Annotated in this window: 32 protein-coding genes and 2 pseudogenes; 25 read left to right on the plus strand and 9 right to left on the minus strand. The window is 40.9% G+C overall.

All coding sequences use genetic code 11. From position 1 onward, the window contains the following. The first annotated feature begins 209 nt into the window (after positions 1 to 209). Both H1230_RS12680 and H1230_RS12685 read left to right on the plus strand, forming a co-directional pair. Positions 210 to 1781: a polymorphic toxin-type HINT domain-containing protein gene (locus tag H1230_RS12680; protein WP_239715800.1), complete on the plus strand. Its 1572-nt coding sequence runs from the start codon at positions 210 to 212 to the stop codon at positions 1779 to 1781. Further along, positions 1771 to 2331 (plus strand): suppressor of fused domain protein, encoded by a 561-nt coding sequence (locus H1230_RS12685; RefSeq protein ID WP_239715802.1) that lies wholly within the window; start codon positions 1771 to 1773, stop codon positions 2329 to 2331. The genes H1230_RS12680 and H1230_RS12685 overlap by 11 nt, the downstream gene beginning before the upstream one ends. A 117-nt stretch (positions 2332 to 2448) precedes the next feature. Here the strand turns inward: H1230_RS12685 and H1230_RS12690 are convergent, their stop codons facing one another. Next, positions 2449 to 2874 carry a hypothetical protein gene (locus H1230_RS12690; protein WP_239715804.1) on the minus strand — a complete coding sequence of 142 codons (426 nt, stop codon included), beginning with the start codon at positions 2872 to 2874 and terminating at the stop codon, positions 2449 to 2451. Between the two features lie 9 nt (positions 2875 to 2883). On the opposite strand from H1230_RS12690, the gene H1230_RS12695 reads away from it, so the two are divergent. From H1230_RS12695 to H1230_RS31615, 11 genes and pseudogenes are all read left to right on the plus strand, one after another. Further along, positions 2884 to 3159, plus strand: a complete 276-nt coding sequence (locus H1230_RS12695; RefSeq protein ID WP_239715806.1) for an RHS repeat-associated core domain-containing protein — start codon at positions 2884 to 2886, stop codon at positions 3157 to 3159. A 210-nt stretch (positions 3160 to 3369) separates the two neighbouring features. Next, complete coding sequence (locus H1230_RS12700) at positions 3370 to 3729, plus strand: hypothetical protein (protein ID WP_239715808.1); 360 nt, start codon at positions 3370 to 3372, stop codon at positions 3727 to 3729. A 24-nt stretch (positions 3730 to 3753) separates the two neighbouring features. After that, complete coding sequence (locus H1230_RS12705; protein WP_239715809.1) at positions 3754 to 4344, plus strand: DUF416 family protein; 591 nt, start codon at positions 3754 to 3756, stop codon at positions 4342 to 4344. A gap of 173 nt (positions 4345 to 4517) precedes the next feature. After that, a pseudogene (locus H1230_RS12710) lies at positions 4518 to 4916 on the plus strand (RHS repeat-associated core domain-containing protein); the annotation flags it as partial. Next, positions 4909 to 5181 carry a hypothetical protein gene (locus H1230_RS12715; RefSeq protein ID WP_239715813.1) on the plus strand — a complete coding sequence of 91 codons (273 nt, stop codon included), beginning with the start codon at positions 4909 to 4911 and terminating at the stop codon, positions 5179 to 5181. The pseudogene H1230_RS12710 and the gene H1230_RS12715, both read left to right, overlap by 8 nt. Positions 5182 to 5193: 12 nt before the next feature. Then, entirely contained in the window at positions 5194 to 5799 is a 606-nt protein-coding gene (locus H1230_RS12720) for a hypothetical protein (protein ID WP_239715815.1), read from the plus strand. 133 nt (positions 5800 to 5932) lie between these two features. Further along, on the plus strand, positions 5933 to 6433 hold the full coding sequence (locus H1230_RS12725) for an EbsA family protein (protein ID WP_239715817.1): 501 nt from the start codon (positions 5933 to 5935) through the stop codon (positions 6431 to 6433). Between the two features lie 144 nt (positions 6434 to 6577). Next, entirely contained in the window at positions 6578 to 6922 is a 345-nt protein-coding gene (locus H1230_RS12730; protein ID WP_239715819.1) for a hypothetical protein, read from the plus strand. Positions 6923 to 7286: 364 nt separating this feature from the next. Continuing rightward, positions 7287 to 7766: a pentapeptide repeat-containing protein gene (locus tag H1230_RS12735; RefSeq protein WP_239715821.1), complete on the plus strand. Its 480-nt coding sequence runs from the start codon at positions 7287 to 7289 to the stop codon at positions 7764 to 7766. 148 nt (positions 7767 to 7914) lie between these two features. Further along, positions 7915 to 8349, plus strand: coding sequence for an RHS repeat-associated core domain-containing protein (locus H1230_RS12740; RefSeq protein ID WP_239715824.1), 435 nt, complete (start codon positions 7915 to 7917; stop codon positions 8347 to 8349). Positions 8350 to 8430: 81 nt separating this feature from the next. Then, positions 8431 to 8664 carry a DUF416 family protein gene (locus H1230_RS31615; protein WP_481857172.1) on the plus strand — a complete coding sequence of 78 codons (234 nt, stop codon included), beginning with the start codon at positions 8431 to 8433 and terminating at the stop codon, positions 8662 to 8664. Between the two features lie 31 nt (positions 8665 to 8695). Here H1230_RS31615 and H1230_RS12745 read toward each other — a convergent pair whose 3' ends face one another. Then, on the minus strand, positions 8696 to 10048 hold the full coding sequence (locus H1230_RS12745; RefSeq protein ID WP_239714794.1) for an IS4 family transposase: 1353 nt from the start codon (positions 10046 to 10048) through the stop codon (positions 8696 to 8698). A gap of 273 nt (positions 10049 to 10321) precedes the next feature. On the opposite strand from H1230_RS12745, the gene H1230_RS12750 reads away from it, so the two are divergent. The 4 genes from H1230_RS12750 (at position 10322) to H1230_RS12765 (ending at position 11965) form a co-directional block, all read left to right on the plus strand. Continuing rightward, positions 10322 to 10522 carry a hypothetical protein gene (locus H1230_RS12750; RefSeq protein ID WP_239715826.1) on the plus strand — a complete coding sequence of 67 codons (201 nt, stop codon included), beginning with the start codon at positions 10322 to 10324 and terminating at the stop codon, positions 10520 to 10522. Next, positions 10519 to 11058, plus strand: coding sequence for a hypothetical protein (locus tag H1230_RS12755; protein WP_239715828.1), 540 nt, complete (start codon positions 10519 to 10521; stop codon positions 11056 to 11058). The genes H1230_RS12750 and H1230_RS12755 overlap by 4 nt, the downstream gene beginning before the upstream one ends. A 19-nt stretch (positions 11059 to 11077) precedes the next feature. Next, positions 11078 to 11446, plus strand: a complete 369-nt coding sequence (locus H1230_RS12760) for a hypothetical protein (RefSeq protein ID WP_239715831.1) — start codon at positions 11078 to 11080, stop codon at positions 11444 to 11446. A gap of 78 nt (positions 11447 to 11524) precedes the next feature. After that, the gene (locus tag H1230_RS12765) at positions 11525 to 11965 is read left to right on the plus strand and encodes a rhs-associated protein (protein WP_239715833.1); all 441 of its coding nucleotides are present in this window, start codon (positions 11525 to 11527) and stop codon (positions 11963 to 11965) included. A 10-nt stretch (positions 11966 to 11975) separates the two neighbouring features. Here H1230_RS12765 and H1230_RS12770 read toward each other — a convergent pair whose 3' ends face one another. Then, positions 11976 to 12581 carry a TetR/AcrR family transcriptional regulator gene (locus tag H1230_RS12770; RefSeq protein ID WP_239715835.1) on the minus strand — a complete coding sequence of 202 codons (606 nt, stop codon included), beginning with the start codon at positions 12579 to 12581 and terminating at the stop codon, positions 11976 to 11978. 133 nt (positions 12582 to 12714) lie between these two features. Next, entirely contained in the window at positions 12715 to 13890 is a 1176-nt protein-coding gene (locus H1230_RS12775; RefSeq protein WP_239715837.1) for a YhgE/Pip domain-containing protein, read from the minus strand. Positions 13891 to 14227: 337 nt separating this feature from the next. Here H1230_RS12775 and H1230_RS12780 point away from each other — a divergent pair, with 337 nt between their 5' ends. The 5 genes from H1230_RS12780 (at position 14228) to H1230_RS12800 (ending at position 18440) form a co-directional block, all read left to right on the plus strand. Continuing rightward, the gene (locus tag H1230_RS12780; protein WP_239715839.1) at positions 14228 to 14809 is read left to right on the plus strand and encodes a polymer-forming cytoskeletal protein; all 582 of its coding nucleotides are present in this window, start codon (positions 14228 to 14230) and stop codon (positions 14807 to 14809) included. Positions 14810 to 15025: 216 nt separating this feature from the next. Continuing rightward, positions 15026 to 15706: a response regulator transcription factor gene (locus tag H1230_RS12785; RefSeq protein ID WP_239715841.1), complete on the plus strand. Its 681-nt coding sequence runs from the start codon at positions 15026 to 15028 to the stop codon at positions 15704 to 15706. After that, complete coding sequence (locus H1230_RS12790; RefSeq protein WP_239715842.1) at positions 15703 to 17454, plus strand: sensor histidine kinase; 1752 nt, start codon at positions 15703 to 15705, stop codon at positions 17452 to 17454. Before H1230_RS12785 ends, H1230_RS12790 begins: the two co-directional genes overlap by 4 nt. Continuing rightward, the gene (locus H1230_RS12795; RefSeq protein WP_239715844.1) at positions 17447 to 17938 is read left to right on the plus strand and encodes a hypothetical protein; all 492 of its coding nucleotides are present in this window, start codon (positions 17447 to 17449) and stop codon (positions 17936 to 17938) included. The genes H1230_RS12790 and H1230_RS12795 overlap by 8 nt, the downstream gene beginning before the upstream one ends. 25 nt (positions 17939 to 17963) lie before the next feature. After that, positions 17964 to 18440 (plus strand): GNAT family N-acetyltransferase, encoded by a 477-nt coding sequence (locus H1230_RS12800; protein WP_239715846.1) that lies wholly within the window; start codon positions 17964 to 17966, stop codon positions 18438 to 18440. Here the strand turns inward: H1230_RS12800 and H1230_RS12805 are convergent. The 4 genes from H1230_RS12805 to H1230_RS12820 all read right to left on the minus strand — a co-directional run bounded on the left by H1230_RS12805 (position 18433) and on the right by H1230_RS12820 (position 20612). After that, complete coding sequence (locus tag H1230_RS12805) at positions 18433 to 19209, minus strand: AraC family transcriptional regulator (RefSeq protein WP_239715848.1); 777 nt, start codon at positions 19207 to 19209, stop codon at positions 18433 to 18435. The genes H1230_RS12800 and H1230_RS12805 overlap by 8 nt on opposite strands. A gap of 19 nt (positions 19210 to 19228) precedes the next feature. Then, positions 19229 to 19810, minus strand: coding sequence for a LysE family translocator (locus H1230_RS12810; RefSeq protein ID WP_239715850.1), 582 nt, complete (start codon positions 19808 to 19810; stop codon positions 19229 to 19231). A gap of 443 nt (positions 19811 to 20253) precedes the next feature. Further along, positions 20254 to 20436, minus strand: coding sequence for a hypothetical protein (locus tag H1230_RS12815; RefSeq protein ID WP_239715852.1), 183 nt, complete (start codon positions 20434 to 20436; stop codon positions 20254 to 20256). Further along, positions 20433 to 20612: a hypothetical protein gene (locus H1230_RS12820; RefSeq protein WP_239715854.1), complete on the minus strand. Its 180-nt coding sequence runs from the start codon at positions 20610 to 20612 to the stop codon at positions 20433 to 20435. The genes H1230_RS12815 and H1230_RS12820 overlap by 4 nt, the downstream gene beginning before the upstream one ends. 190 nt (positions 20613 to 20802) lie before the next feature. On the opposite strand from H1230_RS12820, the pseudogene H1230_RS12825 reads away from it, so the two are divergent. The 3 genes and pseudogenes from H1230_RS12825 to H1230_RS12835 form a co-directional block, all read left to right on the plus strand. Further along, a pseudogene (locus H1230_RS12825) lies at positions 20803 to 20907 on the plus strand (oxidoreductase); the annotation flags it as partial. Positions 20908 to 20979: 72 nt separating this feature from the next. Beyond that, a complete protein-coding gene (locus H1230_RS12830) occupies positions 20980 to 21888 on the plus strand; it encodes a helix-turn-helix transcriptional regulator (RefSeq protein WP_239715856.1) in 909 nt (302 codons plus the stop codon). Between the two features lie 14 nt (positions 21889 to 21902). Next, positions 21903 to 22232 carry a nucleoside triphosphate pyrophosphohydrolase family protein gene (locus tag H1230_RS12835; RefSeq protein ID WP_239715858.1) on the plus strand — a complete coding sequence of 110 codons (330 nt, stop codon included), beginning with the start codon at positions 21903 to 21905 and terminating at the stop codon, positions 22230 to 22232. 83 nt (positions 22233 to 22315) lie between these two features. On the opposite strand, the gene H1230_RS12840 is transcribed toward H1230_RS12835, so the two are convergent. Next, entirely contained in the window at positions 22316 to 22903 is a 588-nt protein-coding gene (locus H1230_RS12840) for a TetR/AcrR family transcriptional regulator (protein ID WP_239715860.1), read from the minus strand. Between the last annotated feature and the right edge of the window lie 203 nt (positions 22904 to 23106).

Raw genomic sequence — 23106 nt, forward strand, 5'->3', positions numbered from 1 at the left:
CTTTCAAGGTTTTCTTTTGAGGGGCTAGCCCGTGACGAATGAATTCATCATTCAACCAATAACACTCTTAACCCATTTAATACCGCTATAAGAATTTCTACATTTTCTTAGTACGCATATAAATGCTTTAATATATAACCTAAGATAACGCTATTCGATACATCGAACAGGTCAATTATGGTCAGATATCACCAAGAATGACATTTTTTGTGAAGGGTAACAGGACGGTACAATTGTCGACGGCTTCGAGCCTGCACACCGACACGATGGATTATACCTATGATCAGGCCAACCCGTTGAAATCGGTCACTCGCAACGGTGTCGTCACTGCCTACAAATACGACGGCGATGGCTTGATGCGGGAGAAGAACAACGGTAGCACCACCCGCTTCTACTACGACGGGGAGAATATTATCGCCGAAGGTAGCGTGTCCGGCAGCACCGTCAGCTTCAAAGCCCGTTATGTGCTCGGCTATCAGCTGATCAGCATGAAGAACCAATGGGGTACGGTAGGGTATTACCTGGAGAACGGTCACGGTGACGTAGTGAACCTGTACAAACAGGATCAGACGCTCTTGAACACCTACGACTATGACCTTTGGGGAAATCCAAAGGTCACCGAAGAGGCAGACCAGTACAACAATCCCTTCCGCTACGCCGGTGAATACGGGGATACCAATACGGGCTTGCAGAACCTGCGAGCGCGATGGTACGATCCAAGCATCGGGCGATTCATCACTGAAAATACGTGGGAAGGACGGATTAACCATCCGGACAGCCAGAACCCGTATATCTATGTGGTGAATAACCCATTGATTTACGTGGATCCAAGCGGACATATTTTTGATGTAATCTTTGACATAGCTTCTCTTGCTTATGACACGTATCAGTTTGTACAAGACCCGAGTTGGGAAAATGCAGGTTATATGGGTCTGGATGTTGCCGCAGCAGCGATTCCTTTCGTTCCTAGTGCGAGCGCTCCGCTTCGATCGTTAAATAAAGTGGATGATGTATCCGACGCGGTGTCTTCGGTGAAGAAGGCCGTCAGCAGCATATGCAATTGCTTCGTTGAAGGAACAGAAGTGCTTACGGACCAAGGTGAAAAACCGATCAAGGAGATTGAGATCGGAGACAGGGTCCTCTCCAAAGATGATGAAACCGGAGAAGTGGCCTATAAAGAAGTCGTGGGACTGTTCCAGAAACAGGCGGACCAGATCTATACGATCCACATCGGGGAAGAGATTATCGAGGTAACGGGAGAGCATCCGTTCTGGCTGGACGGTCAGGGATGGACACTGGTAAAAGAGCTGAAGGTTGGAGATTTGCTAGTTTCCAGTGAAGGTTCCAAACTGGCCATCACCGAGATCGAGAAAGCGCCGCGGCAAACCACAGTCTACAATTTTGAAGTCAAAGATTTCAACTCCTATTTTGTATCTGACCTTGGGGTTTGGGTGCATAATTGTGCGGTTGGGGGGACGGGTAATGCTGGACCAACCGAACCTTACAACAGGAAAAAACATTACGGTTATACACCAAAAACCTCGGACAGAAAAGCGATAGGGGGAGAATCAGTTGACCATGATCCTCCATTAGTAAAGCGTTATTATGAAGGAGATCCGAAAACAGGAGAAAAGCCAGGTTATTTGCAAACTCCGGCTGAACGTAAAGCAAGTGCAAATGACCGCACAAGAATGCAGCCTGCAACAAAAGCTGAGCAAAATAGTCAAGGTGGGCAAATGTCACAATATTCAAAGGGGCAGAAGAAAAACCATGGACTTTAATATTAATAATAAAATAATCCAAGATCATTATTTAAAAATATGGGGTAACTCTTGCAGTAGCCATGAATTATTGAAAGGTCCAATTCATGAATTACCACCAGGGTTCAAGGTGTTAAAGTTTCCACCAACATCTTCAAGAAACATGTGGGCATACGCAACCAGTAGTCTTTCTCAGTCGCAAGAGGATAACCCTATAGAAATTCACGTTTTCGCTCCCCAAGAACAGGATTCTCTTATTGAACTTCTTACAGTTATTGCTCATTACCATAACACAGGAGCAAAACTTAAATTAGGGGACACTGTAAATTTTGGAGTGCCATGGTTGCCACAATCAAAATGCGAATACGGTATAATATCACTACCATATTTAGATGGTCCTTCATTGGAATGGCTACAAAATGACACTTTTCAAACAAGATTCTTATGGTTAATACCAATTACTAGGCAAGAAGTGGATTATAAGAAGAAATTTGGACTGGATTCTTTAGAGGAAAAATTTGATGATCTATCATTTAACTATTTAGACCCCTATAGGGATAGTGTCGTATAATTTAAAGAACGCTTAACCTCGATTGGCTTCATGCCATTCGAGGTATCTTTTTTTGATGGGGGCTACATAGTGCCGAATAAACCCTTTATTTTAAAATAACACAAACAACTCATGTAATTAGAGCGGACCTCCAACGGCCAAACGGTAGCCTTTGGCTACGATGAGTTGGACCGGATCATCGCCAGCAGCGAAGCTAATGAACAGTATAGCTATGATGTCAAGGGTAACCGGACGGTGCAATTGTCGACGGCTTCGAGCCTGCACACCGACACGATGGATTATACCTATGATCAGGCCAACCCGTTGAAATCGGGCACTCGCAACGGAGTCGTCACCACCTATAAATACGACGGTGATGGCTTGATGCGGGAGAAGAACAACGGTAGCACCACCCGCTTCTACTACGACGGGGAGAATATTATCGCCGAAGGTAGCGTGTCCGGCAGCACCGTCAGCTTCAAAGCCCGTTATGTGCTCGGCTATCAGCTGATCAGCATGAAGAACCAATGAGGTACGGTAGGGTATTATCTGGAGAATGGTCACGGTGACGTAGTGAACCTGTTCAAACAGGATCAGACGCTTTTGAACACCTACGACTATGACCTTTGGGGAAATCCAAAGGTCACCGAAGAGGCAGACCAGTACAGTAATACGTTCCGCTACGCCGGTGAATACGGGGATACCAATACGGGCTCGCAGAACCTACGAGCCAGATGGTACGATCCAAGCATCGGGCGCTTCATCACCGAAGATACGTGGGAAGGACGGATTAACCATCCGAATAGCCAGAACCCGTATATCTATGTGGTGAACAACCCACTGATTTAAGTGGATCCAAGCGGACATATTTTTGAAGTAATCTTTGACATAGCTTCTCTTGCTTATGACACGTATCAGTTTGTACAAGACCCGAGTTGGGAAAATGCGGGATATATAGGTCTGGATGTTGTAGCATCGGCGAGTCCTTTCGTTCCTAGTGGGAGCGCTCAGCTTCGTACGTTAAATAAAGTTGATGATGTATCGGATGCAGTGTCTTCCGTGGCTAAGGGTATGGCTGGAGCCTTAGAAAAGCGAGCAAATGAAATTCATGGTTCTCTTCCAGTGTTTACGCAATCTAAAACAACAACTGCTGTTGGTAGTTTGAAAAATTCTGATGGAAGTATTGAATATTTAGTTGGTTCTAGTGAAAAAAGATTGCGTCCTGCACAGCGCAATTTACTTAATCCTAATGAGGTGGAAGCAACTGGGATTGGACATGCTGAAGAAACAATAATTAATCAAGCAAAAGCTAACGGGCAAACTGTAGAAGAGATAGCTGCAAGTCGTCCTATATGTAAAGCATGCAAAAAATTGTTAAATGATAATGATATAAAGGCAGGAAGTCCCTTTAAAAAATAAAATGAAAAGGAGAAAAAGATAAATATGTTATTCGAGCCAACAATATTATTCAACAATCTAGAAAGATTGACAAACAAACAGAAAATAGCTTTCGGTGCTTCCTTATGTGAAAGATTACTGCCAAACTACATGAAATTTACTGAAATCGAGAAGTGGGGTGACTTTAGTTTTATGAGAAGGACTTTAGATGAGATATGGAAGCATATCTTAGAAAATGAAATCTCCGAATCGAGAATAGAAGAATTAATGGTAGGATGTTATCGATTGACGCCTGGTGCAGATGATTTCATATCAATCTATACATCATTTGCTATTGATGCAGGTGGAGCAATTCATGAAACATTGAAATGTTGCTTAGATGGTAAGGCTGAACATATTGTCGATGTAGCAAGTTTTGCTCGAGATTCACTGGATAAGTATATCCAAGAGAAAAACGATTTGCAGTATTCAGATCCAAGTTTTGAAGAAAGAATACTGAATGATCCTCTAATGCAAAGAGAACTTCAAAGGCAGAAAAAAGAACTGAATTTACTCAGGAATGAGATCATATTAAATGTACAATTTATTAGTAATGAATTGTTGTTCAATAAAGGAAAAAGTATTCTGGATAATTAAAAAACTGTATTGATATTAGTTTGGTTATACCTCATCAAATAGATAGATCAAGAAAGCTAAGGGGCTAGCGCGTGCCGATACTCTATCGGCCTCGCTGTTTGAGTTTAGAAGGAAATCGTTGGTAGTTTTAAACTCAAACTACAGTAGGCTATTATTTAGAGAATGGTCACGGTGACGTAGTGAACCTGTACAAACAGGATCAGACGCTTTTGAACACCTACGACTATGACCTTTGGGGAAATCCAAAGGTCACCGAAGAGGCAGACCAGTATAGTAATCCCTTCCGCTATGCCGGTGAATACGGGGATACAAACACGGGCTTGCAGAACCTACGAGCGCGGTGGTACGATCCAAGCATCGGGCGATTCATCACCGAAGATACGTGGGAAGGACGGATTAACCATCCAGACAGCCAGAACCCGTATATCTATGTGGTGAACAATCCATTGATTTACGTGGATCCAAGCGGACATATTTTTGATGTAATCTTTGACATAGCTTCCCTTGCTTATGACACTTATGAGTTTGTACAAGACCCGAGTTGGGCTGGATGCAATTTCTTCGGTGGCTAAAGCTACTGAAGAGGTCGCATCGAACTCTCTTCGAAGATCTGCTGACCAACAAGCTTTAGATGATGTAGCTAAAGATTCTGTAAAATCTGCAAAACAAGGGAATCCTATTTCTGAAGCAGAAGCAAAAACTCTTGATGATTGGGCTACAGAGTATAGTGTCCCTCAACACCATCAAGCTTATACAGGAAGTGGACAGCATTTTCCTGGTGGGAATTTCCAAGATCATACCTATATTTATAATAAACATGTAATATACAAACCATAAGGAGGGAAATATTTGAGCGAAATCGAGTTATATTCAAATGGAATACTTTTAAGAACTGCTGACAAAATATATGGAAACTATCTAGGTGTAGAAGGTGATTGCTGGACCATTGATGAGGATACGGAAGGAATAGAACAACAAGAGGGAGACTACCTTAATAATTATTGTTCTGAAAATATTACTCTTTCTTGGACTGATGATAATGTTGTAGATGTTAGTTGTAATGTTGATTTTACCAATAGATATATTAATGCATATATAAAAGCAAATATTCAATTTGAAGTTTTATTTTGTAAAACGAACAGACAATTACCAAGTTATAATCTCGATATAGAAGAGCAGGGAAATTTTAAATATATTGGTTTTGATTATGCTTTTTCAGGTGGGAGTTTCTACTCTTCTATCTTTAGTGATTTATATTCGAACAGGTTACCTGGATTATTTGATATTAAATTAAATGAATATGGATTGATTAATTCTGAAAAAGATTTAATTGATTTTGTTAGAAGGCGAGAAAAGCTAAGTATGAAAGACAAGGAAGGCATGTTTGAAAAAGGGTTATTTACAATTTATAAACTTTGGAGGTATGTTGGTGAGTTTCCCATTAATTTGGGATAACTTAAACTGCAAACCTTGATGATATTACAGCGGCCATATTAGATGCTGCTGAAACCTGGCATGATTAAGAGAAAGACAAATTATATTCAGTCGTTTTAAGTTTTGAAATTTTGATTTAATGGGGGTGAGTACTATGGCTATGTTGATGGGTATTGTTAAAGCTTTATTATTCCCCGCATTACTTTTTCTCGGGTATCCATTTATTAAAAGGAAAACGGAAATCAAAGAATCTGATGTTGCTATTGAAGAGATAAAGTTACCGAAGTATTTTTTTCTCACCAAACGGGCTTATATAGTCCTTTCAATTGGCATCATTGCTTCATTAGCTTTAGGTTGGTTAAGTTATATAAGTGAATCATTTGTTCTAGCAATTCTAGCTTGTTCTTCATTCCTTTTGATGATCCTATTATTATACTTTGTGTATCATTCTTATTTTTGCATAACGGATAATTATGTTATTTATAGAGAATTTAAAATAATAAGAATACTCTATAAGGATATCAAACGAGTTGAGCGGGAAAATCACAAAATATGTATTATACTTAAAGATAATAGAAAGATTGAATTGAGTATATTTTTCGATGAATCAAATTTAATGATGGACTTATTGAAAAGAAAAGTTCAAAACAACTGATGTTTTTATAACCCATCCGGGGTTTGAAAGAAAGCAGCACCGATGTTCCAAAATCCCCAATAGAATGGATTTCAAACCCACTTGTCATTAAATAACCCTACTTTCACTAAAAGAATCTAAGACAGTGATAAGAGAGATGAGACTATGATAAAAAATAATGAGCAAATAAATATGCTTGGTAGTGAAATAATTGAAGCGCTCAAAGAGATTGAGATAATTATGACTTCTCTACACAAGATGGGTTCTTATTATGCTTTAAAATACCATGAAGGAGAGTTGAATAAAGATGATATGGAATATGAAAAAGAAACTACCCGATTCATTGATGAATGGAAAGTAACGCATAGGCTTGCAAAAGTTAGAAGCATTTTATCGGCCAACTTTGATAACACATTAGGTGACGATGATATGGATGATATTGAAAGAGCTATAGAGCGGTTGGGATTTTGGGATATACCAGGTGATGACCCAATTGAAATTGAAGAATAAAAGCAAAGTTTAAATAAAAAAATAACATCACTTTGATTAGCTTAGGCCTTTCAAGGTTTCTTTTTTTGTGGGACTACCCAGTGCCGAATGATTTCACCACTCTTAACCCATGTAATTCAGCTACAATGCTTCTTGATTATGTTGTACGCATGATTAAGCTGTTTTTTTATCTTCGTTTTCTTGCGAATTTCTTGTCCCAGCTATCTACTTGGAGAATCCATAATAAAATATCATGCAGCGTTTATGCTATCTTGGCCTGAACTCAAACTGTACAACTCGTAGAAAACATAATTGTGCGATTGAGGAAATCTAAAAATAGATCCTACTGGTTGGGGTAACAAATCATGGAAGGTAGGTATGCCTGGTGATCAAAATTAAAAGTTATGTCAATGATCCTATTGATATTGATTTGCCAACTTTAGAGTATTCCAATCTAGACAGGCTTAATTTACACAGAGCATTATTAAATGGGGTTAATTTACGTAGTGCAAGTTTGATAGGGGTAGATTTGCGTTCGGCAGAGCTAGAAAACACAAATTTAAGTTATGCCAACTTAACTGAAGCAAACCTGATTGCAGCTTGGTTACAAAATGCACTACTGATGAATGCTACACTTGTAAAATCGAAACTTAATGGTGCAGATTTAAGGGATGCTAATCTTCAAAATGCTGATTTAACAGATGCAGATGTTTGGAATACAAATTTTAAGGGTGCAAAGCTCTTTGGAACCAATATGACTTGCGAAAGATTAGATGAGGCTTTATTAGAAGGCGCACTATTTAATAAGTATACGATCTGGCCTACTCCGTTTAATCCTTTACTGCATGGAGCAATAGAAATTTAGTATCAAGGTTTCTTTTTCTATAGGAAGCTGCTGCGGTTTGGGGGGCAGAACATATCATTGATAGAGTCATGGGAGAAGACAAGTGGCATAAACGCTAAGTAGTAAATAAATCTTGATTGGCTTCATGCCTTTCAAGGTTTCTTTTTTTGTGGGGCTACCAACGGTCAAACCGAAACCTTTGGCTACGACGAGTTGGACCGGATCATCGCTAGCAGCGAAGTCAATAGACCCGTACAGTAATCTCTTCCGCTACTCCGGTGAATACTGGGATACAAATACGGGTTTGCAGAACCTGCGAGCGCGGTGGTACGATCCAAGCATCGGGCGTTTCTTCACGGAAGATACGTGGGAAGGACGGATTAACCATCTGGATAGCCAGAACCCGTATATCTATATGGTGAATAACCCACCGATTTACGTGGATCCAAGTGGACATGTTTTTGATGTAATCTTTGACATGGCATCCCTTGCGTATGATGCTTATGAGTTTATACAAGACTCGAGTTGGGTAAATGCGGGTTATATAGGTCTGGATGTGGTCTCTTCTGTAGATAAGGTTACGACTGGAGCTTTAGAAAAATAAGCCTAATGAAGTAGAAGCAACAGGGATTGGACAAGCTGAAGAAACAATTAATCAAGCAAAAGCTAACGGGCAAACAACATTATTCAACAATCTAGAAAGGTTGACAAACAAAAAGAAATAGCTTTCGGTGCTTCCTTATGTGAAAGATTACTGCCAAACTACATGAAATTTACTGAAATCGAGAAGTGGGGAGACTTTGGTTTCATGAGAAGGACTTTAGATGAGATATGGAAGTATATTTTAGAAAATGAAATCTCCGAATCGAGAATAGAAGAATTAATGGTAGGATGTTATCGATTGACGCCTCAGGAATGAGATCCTAGTAAATGAACAATTTATTAATAACTCAACTTTCGCAGCTCAAATCTCTAAACAAACCCTTGATATAGCTGGGTAAACTAGAGATCCATTCCTCTAGTTGACAAAAAACGGACGTTTTGTTCTTCTTAGTATTGGCTTGGGACATTTCAAGAAATAAATTCATGAGTTGCTGGAGGGCGGTCTGATAATCCAGATCGCGGACTTCATCCGCGAAGAGAAAAAAGAGACCTCCAAGTGTTCGGTCATCACTCGATTGACGCCGTTCGTACTCCATCGCTAAATAACGGCTGAATACAATCGTTGTATGGCTAATCAGTTGATCAAAGGAACGACCTTGAAACTCAGTCCCCAGTTTCAAATAACTTTTGGTGACTTTGAAAAAGGTCTCTATACTCCAGCGCATGCCGTAGATTCGTACGATTTCAGCTGCATCTAGCGTCACGTCTGTACTTAAAATCGCAAGCCATTCTCGTTTTTTATTTCGGTTGCGCACAAAAACAAGTTTCACGGGTAGACCGCAGGTCGTCTGTACGATGACAGAGCCTTTAATGTCTTTGGCATTCGATTTGGGAAGGCTTTGAAAGACTTCACGCAGCGTCATTCGTGTTCCTTGAACCAGATAGTGTTGTTTCATTTCCTTGACCATGCCAATCACACCAAGGCCTTTGCCGGTGAGCTGACGAAGGAGTGGAACTTGGGTAAACCAGCTATCCATAAGCACATAGTCGGCAGTGAATCCCGCTTTCAAAGCCCGTTCCAGCAAGGCGACAACGGCATCCGGCTTCCGAGAAAAAGCCTCCATTCGACGTTTGTACCCGGCGCTGCGTTTCGAGAGATTCGAAGCCATTTCGCAAATACGATTGGCCAGCTTGGCCGAAGAAAGCATGACAAAGTCAAGCGGAGCGAAGCTAAACCCGTCCGACCAGCCTAACGTTAACAGGGTGTAGCCTTTAATGAATTTGCCCGTGGAATGGTCAAATACTCGTGCCAGTAACTCTGCTTTTTTACTACGGTTTCGGCTCAACACGGAATCGTCAACGATGAATACTCGTACACGCGAAGATGAAATAAGCGATTCGAAATAGAGCACAATGCGAAGACTTAAGGTCTGCAAGAAGCGCCGCCAAGCAAAAGAAGCTTGATTTAAAAACCGATAGATAACATCTTTGCCTGGAAGATCTGCTCCACGGTCACTCTCTAGGAGTCGAAACCAGTTCTTACCTTCGAAGACTAAAGAGAAAACGATTTGAAAAACCGCGAGACTCGAAAGACCAAAGGATTTGGAAATACCTGCGTGTCGTAAGGTTTTCCCGATATGGAGAGTGACAAAAAGTTTGGAAAAGCGAGACTGTTCAGACAGGGAATGTTGTTGTAACATAGGGTTACGCACCTTTCTTGTTGGCATGGTTGATTCGACACTTCCATGATACCAAACAAGTAAGGTGTTTTTTGTCAATAGCAATAAAAGTATTGAATTCTTCTTACGCCCTCATGGGTTTAAGACAATATTCCAGGTGCGAAAGTTGAGTTAATAATAAAGTTTGAGTTTAGAAGGAAATGTTGTAAATCCTTACATACCTAAAAGACAAGAAGCTGTAGATTGGGAAGGGAAAACGCTCAACGTCTATGGAAAGAATAAGGAGAGATTAACTTGGACTTAAAAGAATTCGATTTAGATTTACCGTACCTTGCAGACGATGAACAGATAAAGTCGATAATGAGCGGACAAAAATGTCAATATCATGATGCAACCCAAATAGATTACAACTTAAATTGGAAAGGGAAGAGGCGTTCATTTAGACTGGAAACCCGTTGTGTTACTGCTATGTATGAAAGGCTCTTTGGTAAATGAAAACAGAGGATTGTTGGAAGATTCTTGTGGAATGTGTTGAAGACATTACTGAGGAGCGGATTTTGAATCTTTCTGGCGTCGTTACGGTACAAGTGAAATTTAGTTTTGATGAATTTTGTTTTTTAAGTGAAAATGAGAAAAAAAGAACTACACTAAATCTTCTTATGAAAGGAATCGAGAAAATATCGAGCCATAAAAATTGGGCTGTTGAACCATTTAGAGAGGTATCCTCTCAAATCAAACAAATGGGGTATTCAAATGAATGGGTATGGAAGAAAGCTATTAAAAGCCCAGATAAGAATTATTATGCCGAAATATTGTGCCAACATAATATTAACAGCATGGATATCTCAATATTAATTTGGCAGATAAATGGTGTGATGATACAAAGGGAAAAAGTTATATCAGAACTTCCTGATGAGTTCGCATATGCCAAGCATCTGGGTGAATTAAAGTGGATATCTGATGTTGAAGTTGCCTTAATAAATAAAAAAGGTGACCAAGTCGGATCCTTGGGGACACTTCCTTTAGAATAATTAATAAGGAGAAATAGACATGTTGATTGAAAAACCGCCCCATCTAAATGATATTTTGGAAAATGAAATGAGCTCGGTGGTATTCATAAGAGACTATATTCAATTAATTTTTGAAGAAGATTATAAAGAGACAATGATATTCACAGCGTTTACACTTCCAATAATAAGGATAGGATTATCATCCTACACTAGATCTGATATAAGTTATTGCAATATTCTTTGTTCCCTTATTAACCAGACTGTTACAGAAATAGATATTAAGGAGGGTGTTGCTATTACCTTATTTTTCGAAAACAATATTGTATTGGAGGTTTCATTAAAGGGAGAATATAACGAAGGGCCGGAGGCGGCTATGTTTAGAAGTGAAAATGGACTAACTGTGTGGTGATTTCCATTTTGTATTTGATACATCTCAGAAAACCTTTAAAAAAATACAAAAGCGGTTTAGATAAAGGGGTTAATTATTTTGAGTATTTTTGATGATGAACTAGTAAAGGATCTAGTATTAAATGAACAAAATATGTGTGTTGAAGTAATAAAGAATCCAGAAAAATATCTGAATATAATTGAACAAAAATTTGAATTTAATGGTTCAAAAATTGATTGGTTGCAAACTAATAAGCATCATAGTAAAGAGTCAAATATCGAATCTTTACTTACTGATGCTAGTCTATTCATTACTGAACTAACAGAAAAATACTTGAATGATAATGTTCAAGTAATGTATTTAGGCGATAGTCTTACAGAGTTTGGGTATCAGTTCGAAATAAAGGATTTAGAACAGATATTAGTCTATTTTTTAGACATTCCACAGCACCATTATTTCATACCTTTAGAAGGTGATTGGTGTCTTTGTATATCGCATGAAAATTATTTAGATTTCGGATTTAGTTTCAACAGGGATTAGGCAATCTTTTCTAACTGTCTGATGCAGCTGCATCTACATAGCCGATAGACTGCAAGATGAACAGAGTTAAATCTGCTAGAAACGATTCTGTATCATCTTCGTTATTATCGAAAAGTGGCTTGAAGTAGAAGGTTTTGTTATGAAAAACGATACAGCCGAGGACGCTCATAAATGTTTGATCCAGCGATCGAAAATGAAACACACCTTGCTCCCGACCAAGCTTCAGCCAATCGCGGAGCAAAACCCAAGCTGGCAGGGTGAATTCGCGCACCTTATCCATCCGGGGGGATTGCATCACGATTTCCTGCTGCAGCAGACTGACCATGTCCGGCTCCTGCAGCCCGTAAGCGGTGATTTCCCGAATGAGCAACTTGAGACCCGAGACGGGATCCAACTGCTGCGGATCAGTTACTTTCAAAATTTCATGAGGGAAAAATTCCGTGAACAAGGCTTCGAATACCTTGTCTTTACCACCAAAATGATAGGAGACGAGCGATATATTAGCGTCTGCCTCATCGCAAATCTGTCTAACAGTTGTGGCGTTAAAGCCTTGTCGTGCAAATAACTTTTTTGCAGCCAGTAAAATTCGCAGCTTGACATCATTATCTGAGCCCATGCTTTTTCTGTTCCCCTTTGAGCCTTATTATGTTGAATAGTGTTCATTCTTGTATGTTTCTATTATAAACGGGAAAAGAAGCACTTATCTAGAGAAGCCTAGATAAGGATCAAATTGTGTAAACCGCTGTCACTTACAATTCGGAAATGGGAGCCGAACGCTGTTGGTGTTCAGCTACTAGCTTGCCGACAGCCGCGGGTTCCCTCCGTAAGGCAGCCACAATAATTATCACGAGTGCCATAACTACCGTGATAGTAAGTAGCGCTACTGCGTCCCCTCCGATACCAGGACCGCCAAACAGCAAGTTCATTAGCCCTTCTACGGCGTAAGTAGCCGGGAACACGTTGCCGACATGGATGTAGAATCCGGACAATAGTTCACGCGGCATCATTGCACCGGAAGAGACAAGCTGCACCGATAACATCAGAATGTTTATCAACATTCCAGCCATGCCGAACAGAACAAGGAATGTCTGCGTAACAATCATAAATGTGAGCACAAACAGAGCCTGAAACCCCCATAAGGCGAAGAATCCCTGTTCGGCCTGACCGCCCAGCAGTAGGACGAGGGAGGTTCCCACGAGCGAAACAATGATTGCAGACGTAGTTGTAATGGCAAATCGCGCGCCGAGCCGCTGCCAACGTCCAGTTCGGGCGGAGATCGCTGTTGCCGATACCTCTAGATTCTGAGCCATAATCATCGCCCCAACAAAGGAAGCAAGCACCATCATCATGGGGACCATTTGGTTGTTCGTACCATTTACTATATTGACTGATTGAATATCGGATACGACACGCTCTGACAGCAGAGAGGCAAGGGGTGTAGCTTCCTCGACGGTCATTCCTTTCGACAACACTGCTTGGGCACCTACTGCGATTGCTTGCTTGTTGGCTGTTGCAGTAATCTGAGTAGCGACGGAGGACATCATACTTTTGATCATCGATGGATTGGATTCGTTCAGGATATACTGAATCGATGCTTGACCGTCTCGCCCGGCCGCACTTGCTGTGAAGTTGGCAGGGATATGCACGATCATTTGTATCTGACGTTTATCCAGCTGTTGACGTGCTACTTCCATGTCCACTAGGGTTGTCACCTGAACAGGTAGTGATGCTGACAGCTGCTTCGCAATAACGACTCCGCTCTGTACATCCTCGTTCACGACCGCTATGCTCAGTTTATCCATTCGTTCCGATACGCCTTCATACCCTGTCATCCAGACTATGGAAAAGATTAGCTGGAAGAGCAATGCTGTGGCAATGCCGATGATCGTCGTTTTTACTTTCATAAATTCCTGTATTGTTCTCATTAAATCGTCCACTCCTTATAAACATTATTGTATAATTCCTTTTTCAAACAAATGATTAAAACATTTGTTTAAATCATTTGTTTGAATTATAAAGAATAAACTTTAGATTGTCAATTGAGATTTAGAATATGGAATACATGAATCCTCGTTGTCTTATTCATTAAGGTAGGGGGATTTGCGCAAACTTTAAGAGGCTTGAAGTATGATTCTATATCTTAAGTCGAGGGAAGGGACTGCGTTAATACGAAAAAAGACACAAATTTGTGAAATTAATCACGTGCTAAATCTTAAATTTTGATATATAATTACTATATAATAGAAAATAGGGGGAAATGATATGAAGAAGATATTTACAAGTTTGCTAGTGGCAGGAGTTTCGATCGCGGTGTTATCTGGTTGTGGTTCGAATAATGAGAATACAGCCAATGAAGCTGCTACTAATGCTCCAGCCGCTACAACTGCTCCAGCCGCCACAACTGCACCGGTAACTGATGCTGTATCTACAGCATCAATCGTAGATCAAGCAGATGCATTTACTAAGGCTGTAAGCGCAGATGGAAACTGGATTGTTGCTATCCTTAAAGACTTAACAGTCGATCAAGATGTTGTTGTAGCCGGTGAATTCCATGATAAAGGCGCCGCTGATGGAGCTATCTACCGCAAGCTTGCTCTTTATGCACAGGATGCAGATCACAAAATCACAGCATCTTATATCCTAACAGCTCCTAAGGTCACCGTGCAAAGTGAGAACTTCAAAGTCCAAGGCGGAACGATCAAAGGTGATGTTTATGTTGAAGCTAAAGGATTTACTCTTGATAAAACAGCTACAATAGATGGTAACCTGTACTTTAAGACTGAAGATTTGAAAACAAGCGCCGTACTTGATGGTAAAGTAACTGGAGCAACAGAAATCAAATAATTTTGCAACTGCACTGATAACTTTAAATAGGGAAGCCTGTAGACAAAGCCCATTATAGCGGCTACGTTTACAGGCTTTTTTTGGCATTTACTTCTCGGAGTTATTTGTACTTCCTCTGGAATTCATATAAAATACACACGACGTACACAGGAGTTCTCTATAGTGGGGCTTGTAGATAAAAAAATAAGATTGTGAGTGGAAGTGGAGTGCACACCAATGAAACGAAGGATCTTGTTAGTTGAAGATGATATGCTCATGCGTGAATTTATAACGGATTATTTCAAAAAGGAACAATGGGAAGTATATGAAGCAGAGAACGGTAGACTTGGGCTTGAGATTTTCGAACAGACCTCTGTTGACCTGGTTGTGCTGGATATTATGATGCCGGAAATGGATGGATGGTCGGTATGCAGATGTATTCGCGCGAAGTCGGACGTCCCGATTATTATCATTACGGCTAGGTCGGAAGACGATGATCAAATGCTGGGATTCGAGCTGGGTGCGGATGAATACGTAACGAAACCTTTAAGTCCAAGGGTGTTAGTAGCTCGTGCTACTGCATTAATGAAAAGAACTGAAGGAACGATAGGGCGTGAAGGAGATACATTGCTCTATGGTGATTTATTAGTGAATAGAACTGCACATACGGTGTCAGTGGCGGGCATGAGGATTAATCTGTCGCCGAAGGAGTATGATTTGCTCCTTTTTCTCATTAAGCACTATGGAAAAGTTGTATCCCGAGAGTATATATTGGACGCCGTTTGGGGCTACGATTATTTAGGGGATTTGCGCACAGTGGACACCCATATCAAAAAATTAAGAGCCAAGCTAGGAGACGAGGGTCAGTATATCTGTACCGTCATCCGTTCAGGCTATAAATTCGAGCTGGAATCATGAGAAGACAGAGTGTTGTTCTAAAGCTGTTCATTGTAACCACGGTTCTGATCTTACTCGTTTTTTCGTTGGTTATGCTTGCAGAAGGATTGTTTTTTGAGCGGTTTTACCGTTCGTCTAAGATTAACACCTTGGAACGGAATATGAATCAATTCACAGAACAATTCAAACATACAGAATCAAGTGAACAATCGCGACTGCTTGGCGCATTTATGAATCATAATGACACAAGTACCACCATCTTGAATAACCGGTTTGAACGAACACCCATAAATCCTTATTTTGTGAAATTACAATCACAGGGTAAGACAATTATGATTCGTATCCCAATGGAAGGGACGCCAATGAATTACATCCCGGAAGGGATTGAGATCGGCAGTTTGCTGGTGGTCGATGGTATTTTCATGGATGAGTTGGATACGATCATGCAGCCGGTGGTCATACAGCAGACTAAGGTAAGTCTTGAACAGGGCTTGGTACGGGTAAAAGGGAAGGTAACGGACTTCATGCTGCCAGAGCAGCGCTCGTATAACCCTCTTTTTCAGGACTCCTTAATAAATGATGCGCTTCAGGACTGGAATCTCAAAGCAGAATCATATCAATCTCGCCTGCAAAACGGTGCACTTGTACAGATGGATTGGCAGGATAAATGGAGCGGTGTCAATTATGCAGTTCTGATTCGTTCGCTCGCAGAGGACAGCAATGAGGGAGGTTATTTATTCGTCATGACCTCTCTGCAGCCTGTCGGGGAAGCGGTTGGGGTCCTTAAGCAATATTTTGTTTATTTGGCGCCAATCATTGTTGTACTGGTGGTCATTTTGTCGTTGATTTATTCCAGAATTGTCTCCCGTCCGTTAGTGATGTTAAATCGTTCAGCGGCGCGTCTTGCCAAGTTAGACTTCACTGAGCAGCCTGAAATTTATTCGAAGGATGAATTCGGAGAGATGTCCCGCAGCCTGATTACGTTGTCTCAGAACTTGAACACAACCTTAACGGAGCTAACAAGTGCGAATGTGAAACTGCAAGAGGATGTTGCGGAAAAACAGCGCTCAGAGCAGCTTCGTAAAGAGCTGATTGCGAACATCTCCCATGAATTGAAGACTCCTTTAGGGATAGTAAAAGGTTTTGCGGAAGGTCTGCAGGACGGGGTGGCCAGTGAAAAGAAAGATCGTTACCTGGCCCTTATTGTAAATGAAACGGATCGGATGAATGCTTTAATTATGGATCTGTTGGAGCTATCCAAATTCGAAGCTAAGGCCATCCGGCTACAGCCTAGAAGCCTATCCTTAACAACTCTTATTCAAAAGGTGGCGGATTCATTTGCTCAACAGTTGGAGAGTAAGCACCTCCAATTCCGGATTAACACAGTTGAAGTGGAAAAACTGTTTGTTAAGGCTGACCCCAGACGAATGGAGCAGGTTGTTCTGAATTTATTAAGTAATGCCATACGGCATGCCGTGGAGAATAGTGTCATTACCATTGACATCAAACGCATCTCTCCCGAAGAAATTACCACAGTTATTGATAATATCGGTTCACCCATTGCGGAGGAAGATTTGAGCAGGATATGGGATCAATTTTACCGGGTTGAGCGATCACGGGATCGTAAATCCGGTGGGACAGGTCTGGGACTTGCGATCGTCAAACATATCTTGGAGCTTCATGAGAGCAAGTTTGGTGTGGTAAATACGAATCAAGGCGTCGCCTTTTCTTTTACACTATATGAAGACAGAGGAGAAACCCATGAATAAACGAAAATCTATCTATCTTATTTCAGCGCTAACTGTGCTGCTTCTAACGAGCGCGTGTGGTAATCAGACTAACTCCGGATCAAGGAACAATGTAAATATGGTACCGACTGCAACCGAACCGGCGAAGACTGATGCTAATGATTCAGCAGCAAACTCTGACAAGGAAATCTTGATCATTATTGACCAGACCCTCAAACCCATTGAGGGAAATAGCTTCGATTTTGTCGTGAATCAACGGCCAGAAGGCTTCGCTTTAGCTGAAATGCAATGGGTATCCAAAGATAATACGATTGTCAACTCGGTTCAAGAGGCCATTGAGCATGGAGGAAACGGGGAAGATGGTTTTTATATTAGTGGAGATGGACAATTCATGGGCTTCTTCTACCCAGATACTATGAAAGGCGAGAAAGGGCAGGTTGTGTTTCTATTCAAAGATGCTGTGGGCAAAGAGCTAACTTGGAAAAAGGAAATAACTTTGAAATAATTTTGGAATTTCGGAGGGGAAACTAATGAATATACGCGTATTGCAAGAAACAGATGCTCCACGCTATCAAGAATTACGATTGAATTCATTAATAATCAACCCGGAAGCTTTTGGGTCTACATATGAGAGAGAAGTGGGATTTTCGTTAGAAACTGTAGTGGAGCGAATAAAACCGTCTAAGGACAAATTTGTACTAGGGGCGTTTGATAGTAATGGTTCGTTAGTGGGAATTGTGACGTTCATGCGTGAGAATAGCCAGGAAACAGTTCATAAAGGGAATGTTTATGGTATGTATGTAGCGCCTGAAGTGCGCGGGCAAGGGCTAGGGAAATCACTTATGCTTGAACTATTAACAAAAGCGAGGGATTGCGAGGGGTTGGAACAAATAAATTTGACGGTGGTATCCAACAACGATTCCGCAAAGAAGCTGTATAAGTCCGTAGGGTTCGAAGTTTATAGCATGGAAGGTAACGTTTTGAATTTAAGATGTAATATCAATTGAGCTGTGACATGTATTCATATGCAGTTATTCCGAACACACTCTTAAAATGCCTGTTTAAATGAGTAAGATCCACAAATCCGTATTCAGCTACTGCTGTATAGATATCCTTGTTCTTCTCAATGGACTGCTTGGCATGTTCTACCTTGCTATTCAAGAAAAACTGATAAGGCGAGATTCCGGTATGAGCCTTAAACTCGCGATTGAACTGATATTTGGACAGATTAAATTCTTTACAGAGGTCGTCAAGCTTCAGCACATTGTCTATGTTGCAGAACATCATTTCCTTCGCTCTTTTGACAAATGTACTATTATTTCTGTGAGCAGTATTTATTTCTGTATTGGAAACAAGGTCGACTAGGTTTAACAGCAGCTCGCTGCACAGAGATTCATCTTTACCGTGCTGAATAGCCTGGCTAAGGGACAATATACATTGCGCCAATTGGGCATCGTAGACGATGGGGGAGGAGAAGTGCACCAATTCTTTCTTGCCCATTATCTCTAAAAATAGAGCCGGCTTGATATAAAGCATGACATAATCAATGCCAGCCCTATCAAATGAGCTACCGTCGTGATACTGCTCGGGATTAAACAGCATAACACCATTTTTATGGGAGGATTGAAAGCTGCCATCCAGATTATATTGCTGGATACCACGCAGGGTAACACCAAGCGCATATTCCTCATGACAATGCTTTTTATAAGTAAAATCAGTCATGCTTGCCGATAATGCGAGGATATCTGCTGATTTCTTGTAGTTGAATTTCTCCACGCTACCCACCTCCAAATCTCTATAGGATTCCCGATACCATAATTGCCGAGTAAACTAGAAAAAGTGCCGTCAGGGTATTGATCACTTTTTGATAATTTTGTAAAAAACTTCGGAAGACTGCACCAAATACAACCCAGGTCGTAAAGGCTAGAAATCCAATGACGGTTATGATCATAACAAACACGAACGATGCAAGTGAAGAAGTATAGTAGGGCATAACATAGCTAGGTATAACCGTTAGTGTGAACAATAGAACTTTAGGATTTACAAATTGCATCAGCAAGCCAGAGACGAAATTGGCGGTTTGTTTAGGTTTGGCTTCCGCGGAACTCATTCTATAGATTTGATAGGCAAGGTAGAGCATATATAAGCTGCCTATGATCTGCATGATGTTCAGAATATTCGGTATGACCCCGGCAAGAATATGATTTAGCATAGCAGAAGCGGCAAGTAATAAGCCAAAGGCAATCGTGGCCCCGCCTACATACTCCATTGCCTTTTTTGTGCCAAAATGATGCACGGAAGATAAAATAACAATATTGGTAGGTCCGGGCGTAAATGTAACCACAATGTAATAGATGAAAAAGGACGTTATATTCATGATGACCTCCAGTAAAAGTAGTCACATGAATATACACCTAATATTTTGAATGCTTATAGTATATTATTGCGCCAGGCATAAGTGGAAGTCCCGTCTTTATTGTGCATGAACTATCGGACCTGTATCCAATATTGTTGTTATTCTGGTTCTGAGGAGTCGGAATATATTCGCCGCAGGTCGCCTGATGCTAGCTGCATTCGAGCTTCAACGAAGTAACTTAAGGATCATCGACATCGCCTTTTCACAAAGCACTCACCGAGCGGCTCGCGACTCTGGAAGCGCAGAAAGATCTCGCCTTCTCAACTGACTTCCCGGCGAACGCCTAACGAGGAGAGAACTGCCTCTTCTTTCAGGACGCAGTTCACGCGGGGGAACTTATACCTTACTAACTAACTGAAACAGGGTATCTCTTTTGCTATATCAGCTCGTTTTTACTCGTACGCTTATTCCAAATGAAACTTGTTGATAAATTGAACAATCTGTTCTTTATGTTCGTTATCATGGATAACAAATTCCTCAATTAAGAAGGCTAGAGAATAGTTCAATTGTGCATTATATAGATCATCCGGCATTTCTATAAGCTGAGTCACAAGCTGTTCTCTGGTGCGAATGACTTCATCAATCAATGCTGATTGTGTAATTCCTGATTTGGCATAAGCAGCATAAGATGAGAAACCATTTCGCTAATCGACCATTTCCCTTCAGACATTGGTTTAGTCCATACCTCGGCATCCAATTGGTTTAACGTACCAACCCACGGAATAAAGGCTTGAAAATTCAAAATGTTATTATTTTTAGGCATACACTATCGCTCCATTTCCAATAAATCCTCTTCATTTGTACTTGCTAATTCATTATACGACTCGTAATTAGACGGCATCGTGTCATATTTAAAAGTTTTTATAATATGACCCATCGTAGTCATATTATTAATTGTATAGTAAGAAAGCAATTACAGATTCCTTTAAGGAGGTCAAGCCAGCCAATTGGCCATTTCTCCATATAGCATCGCCAGAGCGATTGCCTACGCCATTAATGAACCCGATGATACAGGAATCAATGAAATTATTATTAGACCAACCCTACAACCCTCCTGATAGATATCTCTTTCTGGCGTTGGGTTTGTAATGTCAGCCTTTGGCGTATAATGTTAAATTGAGGTGGTATGTATGCCGATCAGCCGACATTTCGAAATTATTTATCTACTCCTGCAAAAGAAGACTTTAACAGCAGCCGAATTTGCTGAACATTTCGAAGTTTCCACAAGAACAATCTATAGAGACATTGATACCTTAAGTGCGGCCGGCATTCCAATATACAGCAGCAGAGGAAAAGGTGGCGGAATATCATTATTGGATAGGTATGTTTTTAATACCTCTTTGTTATCGGAGTCAGAGCAAAATGATATCTTGATGGCTCTTCAGAGCTTAAGTGCTATTAAACTTCCTGACACACATGACGTGCTGGACAAGCTAAGCAGATTATTTAAGAAAGATATGAATAACTGGATTGAAGTGGATTTTTCGAAGTGGGGAAGTGGAGACCAGCAGCGAGAACTGTTCCCGCTCTTGCGACAAGCGATAATCGCCCATCAACTGATTGAATTTCGCTACTATAATTCAGCAGGCGAACAGAGCCAGCGAAGCGTTGAGCCTCTCAGACTGCTGTTTAAAGATAAATCCTGGTATTTGGAGGGACATTGCCGCAGCAGCGACAGTTCCCGGGTGTTTAAGATCAGCCGTATGAAGGAGATTATTGTTACTGAACTCGTTTGTGATCCAAGACCGGTGGTGACATTTGCAGATGCCGAGGAGAACGTGATGCGCAACGCTATTGAAGTGACATTACGAATTGCTGCACAAGGAGCTTATCGGATCTTCGATGAATTTGCGGAGCATACGATTACACGTAATGAAGATGGCAGTTACAGTATTACGGAATATTTCTCTGAAGGCAACTGGCTGGATAGTTATCTGCTTTCGTTCGGAGTTCTTCTTGAAGAGATTAGGCCCGAACATTTACGGACCCGAATATTGGCTCAATTAGACACGATAAGAACTAAATTAAGTGGGAATTAAAAAGGAGAGATAACATGAGCACAACGAACATTGATTTAACTGCAGCCACTGAGCGAGCTATGCATGTGCGCAGACTTTATCATCAACTTGAACAACAGAGCCTTGGGCGTGAATGGACAATCGAAGAGGATATGCTTGGTTTCTTCACCGATGTTGGTCTCGTTGGCCGCCAGGTTATGGCTGCAGAAGGCACATGGGGCAAAGGCGGAGATACGCAAGTCGAACTCAAACACAAGCTCGCGGAGTCTCTATGGTGGATTCTAGTCCTGTCCGACCGCCTGGGTGTAGATATCTCGGAAGCCTACACCTCGTTTATCGACAAGCTCGACACAGACCTCGCGTAAAGTGTTTAATTATCGCTACATCCAAAAGGTAACTCCAGATCATGTGGAGTTACCTTTTCTCATTCCAGTAACTATACCCTTAGTTAGGTAATCTCTAACTGAGGGTGAATATCATTACGTTCAAACAATTTCCATAATTGTTCCGCCATATACTGCGGGGAATGAGGCATTTTATGCAAAATCCACCACTCCAATGTGCCCACGAAAGCCGAGGCTATAAATTGTGTGATTAATTCCTGATCCATGCCCTGATTGATGCCTTGCATACTAACCTTCACTTGGATGCTATCAACAATGTTCTGCTGCATCCGTTCCCGAAAGGAGAAGGTTCTCTGATTTGAAAGCATGGAAGAAAAGAAGAGGTAGTTCTCCTCAAAATAAGTAAAGGCGGGCTTCAGCGCACTGATCAGATCTAGATGTTCATGAGTTGAGCCGCTTACTAGGCATGATATAAACATTTTGTTCAAATGATCATCTATGCATTTATTAAGCAGGTCATATTTATCGGTGTAATGAAGATAGACGGTTCCCCGGTTCACATTAGCCCGTTCAGAAATATCATTAATGGTGATTTGGTCGAGTTCTTTTTCGGAAAAAAGCTCCAGAAAGGCCTTATTAATTGCTTCCTTTGTTCTTAGGATTCGTCTATCGATCTTCGTTACGGTTTCCATTCTTACATGGCCTCCTTCAGTTAATGAACAATACTATTGCAGATGTTGTATATGAAACAAAAGGGCATGTATTAACGATTGAATTAACTTCTCTTCTCTATATAATAATAATCAACAACAGTTAAATAATCAACCTATGTAAGATATTGAACAATTGTTGCATAGTAATCAACCATTACAAATTCCTTAAAGGGGCGAATCAC

Source organism: Paenibacillus sp. 19GGS1-52 (assembly GCF_022369515.1).
Classification (GTDB): Bacteria; Bacillota; Bacilli; order Paenibacillales; family Paenibacillaceae; genus Paenibacillus_AQ.

What these genes read in the sequence shown, in the direction of transcription:
- H1230_RS12685 (WP_239715802.1), top strand. Translation starts at nt 1,771, where the DNA reads ATGGACTTTAATATTAATAATAAAATAATCCAAGATCATTATTTAAAA.
- H1230_RS12705 (WP_239715809.1), top strand. Translation starts at nt 3,754, where the DNA reads ATGTTATTCGAGCCAACAATATTATTCAACAATCTAGAAAGATTGACA.
- H1230_RS12725 (WP_239715817.1), top strand. Translation starts at nt 5,933, where the DNA reads ATGGCTATGTTGATGGGTATTGTTAAAGCTTTATTATTCCCCGCATTA.
- H1230_RS12730 (WP_239715819.1), top strand. Translation starts at nt 6,578, where the DNA reads ATGATAAAAAATAATGAGCAAATAAATATGCTTGGTAGTGAAATAATT.
- H1230_RS12745 (WP_239714794.1), bottom strand. Translation starts at nt 10,048, where the DNA reads ATGTTACAACAACATTCCCTGTCTGAACAGTCTCGCTTTTCCAAACTT.
- H1230_RS12755 (WP_239715828.1), top strand. Translation starts at nt 10,519, where the DNA reads ATGAAAACAGAGGATTGTTGGAAGATTCTTGTGGAATGTGTTGAAGAC.
- H1230_RS12760 (WP_239715831.1), top strand. Translation starts at nt 11,078, where the DNA reads ATGTTGATTGAAAAACCGCCCCATCTAAATGATATTTTGGAAAATGAA.
- H1230_RS12770 (WP_239715835.1), bottom strand. Translation starts at nt 12,581, where the DNA reads ATGGGCTCAGATAATGATGTCAAGCTGCGAATTTTACTGGCTGCAAAA.
- H1230_RS12775 (WP_239715837.1), bottom strand. Translation starts at nt 13,890, where the DNA reads ATGAGAACAATACAGGAATTTATGAAAGTAAAAACGACGATCATCGGC.
- H1230_RS12780 (WP_239715839.1), top strand. Translation starts at nt 14,228, where the DNA reads ATGAAGAAGATATTTACAAGTTTGCTAGTGGCAGGAGTTTCGATCGCG.
- H1230_RS12785 (WP_239715841.1), top strand. Translation starts at nt 15,026, where the DNA reads ATGAAACGAAGGATCTTGTTAGTTGAAGATGATATGCTCATGCGTGAA.
- H1230_RS12790 (WP_239715842.1), top strand. Translation starts at nt 15,703, where the DNA reads ATGAGAAGACAGAGTGTTGTTCTAAAGCTGTTCATTGTAACCACGGTT.
- H1230_RS12795 (WP_239715844.1), top strand. Translation starts at nt 17,447, where the DNA reads ATGAATAAACGAAAATCTATCTATCTTATTTCAGCGCTAACTGTGCTG.
- H1230_RS12800 (WP_239715846.1), top strand. Translation starts at nt 17,964, where the DNA reads ATGAATATACGCGTATTGCAAGAAACAGATGCTCCACGCTATCAAGAA.
- H1230_RS12810 (WP_239715850.1), bottom strand. Translation starts at nt 19,810, where the DNA reads ATGAATATAACGTCCTTTTTCATCTATTACATTGTGGTTACATTTACG.
- H1230_RS12820 (WP_239715854.1), bottom strand. Translation starts at nt 20,612, where the DNA reads ATGCCTAAAAATAATAACATTTTGAATTTTCAAGCCTTTATTCCGTGG.
- H1230_RS12830 (WP_239715856.1), top strand. Translation starts at nt 20,980, where the DNA reads ATGCCGATCAGCCGACATTTCGAAATTATTTATCTACTCCTGCAAAAG.
- H1230_RS12835 (WP_239715858.1), top strand. Translation starts at nt 21,903, where the DNA reads ATGAGCACAACGAACATTGATTTAACTGCAGCCACTGAGCGAGCTATG.
- H1230_RS12840 (WP_239715860.1), bottom strand. Translation starts at nt 22,903, where the DNA reads ATGGAAACCGTAACGAAGATCGATAGACGAATCCTAAGAACAAAGGAA.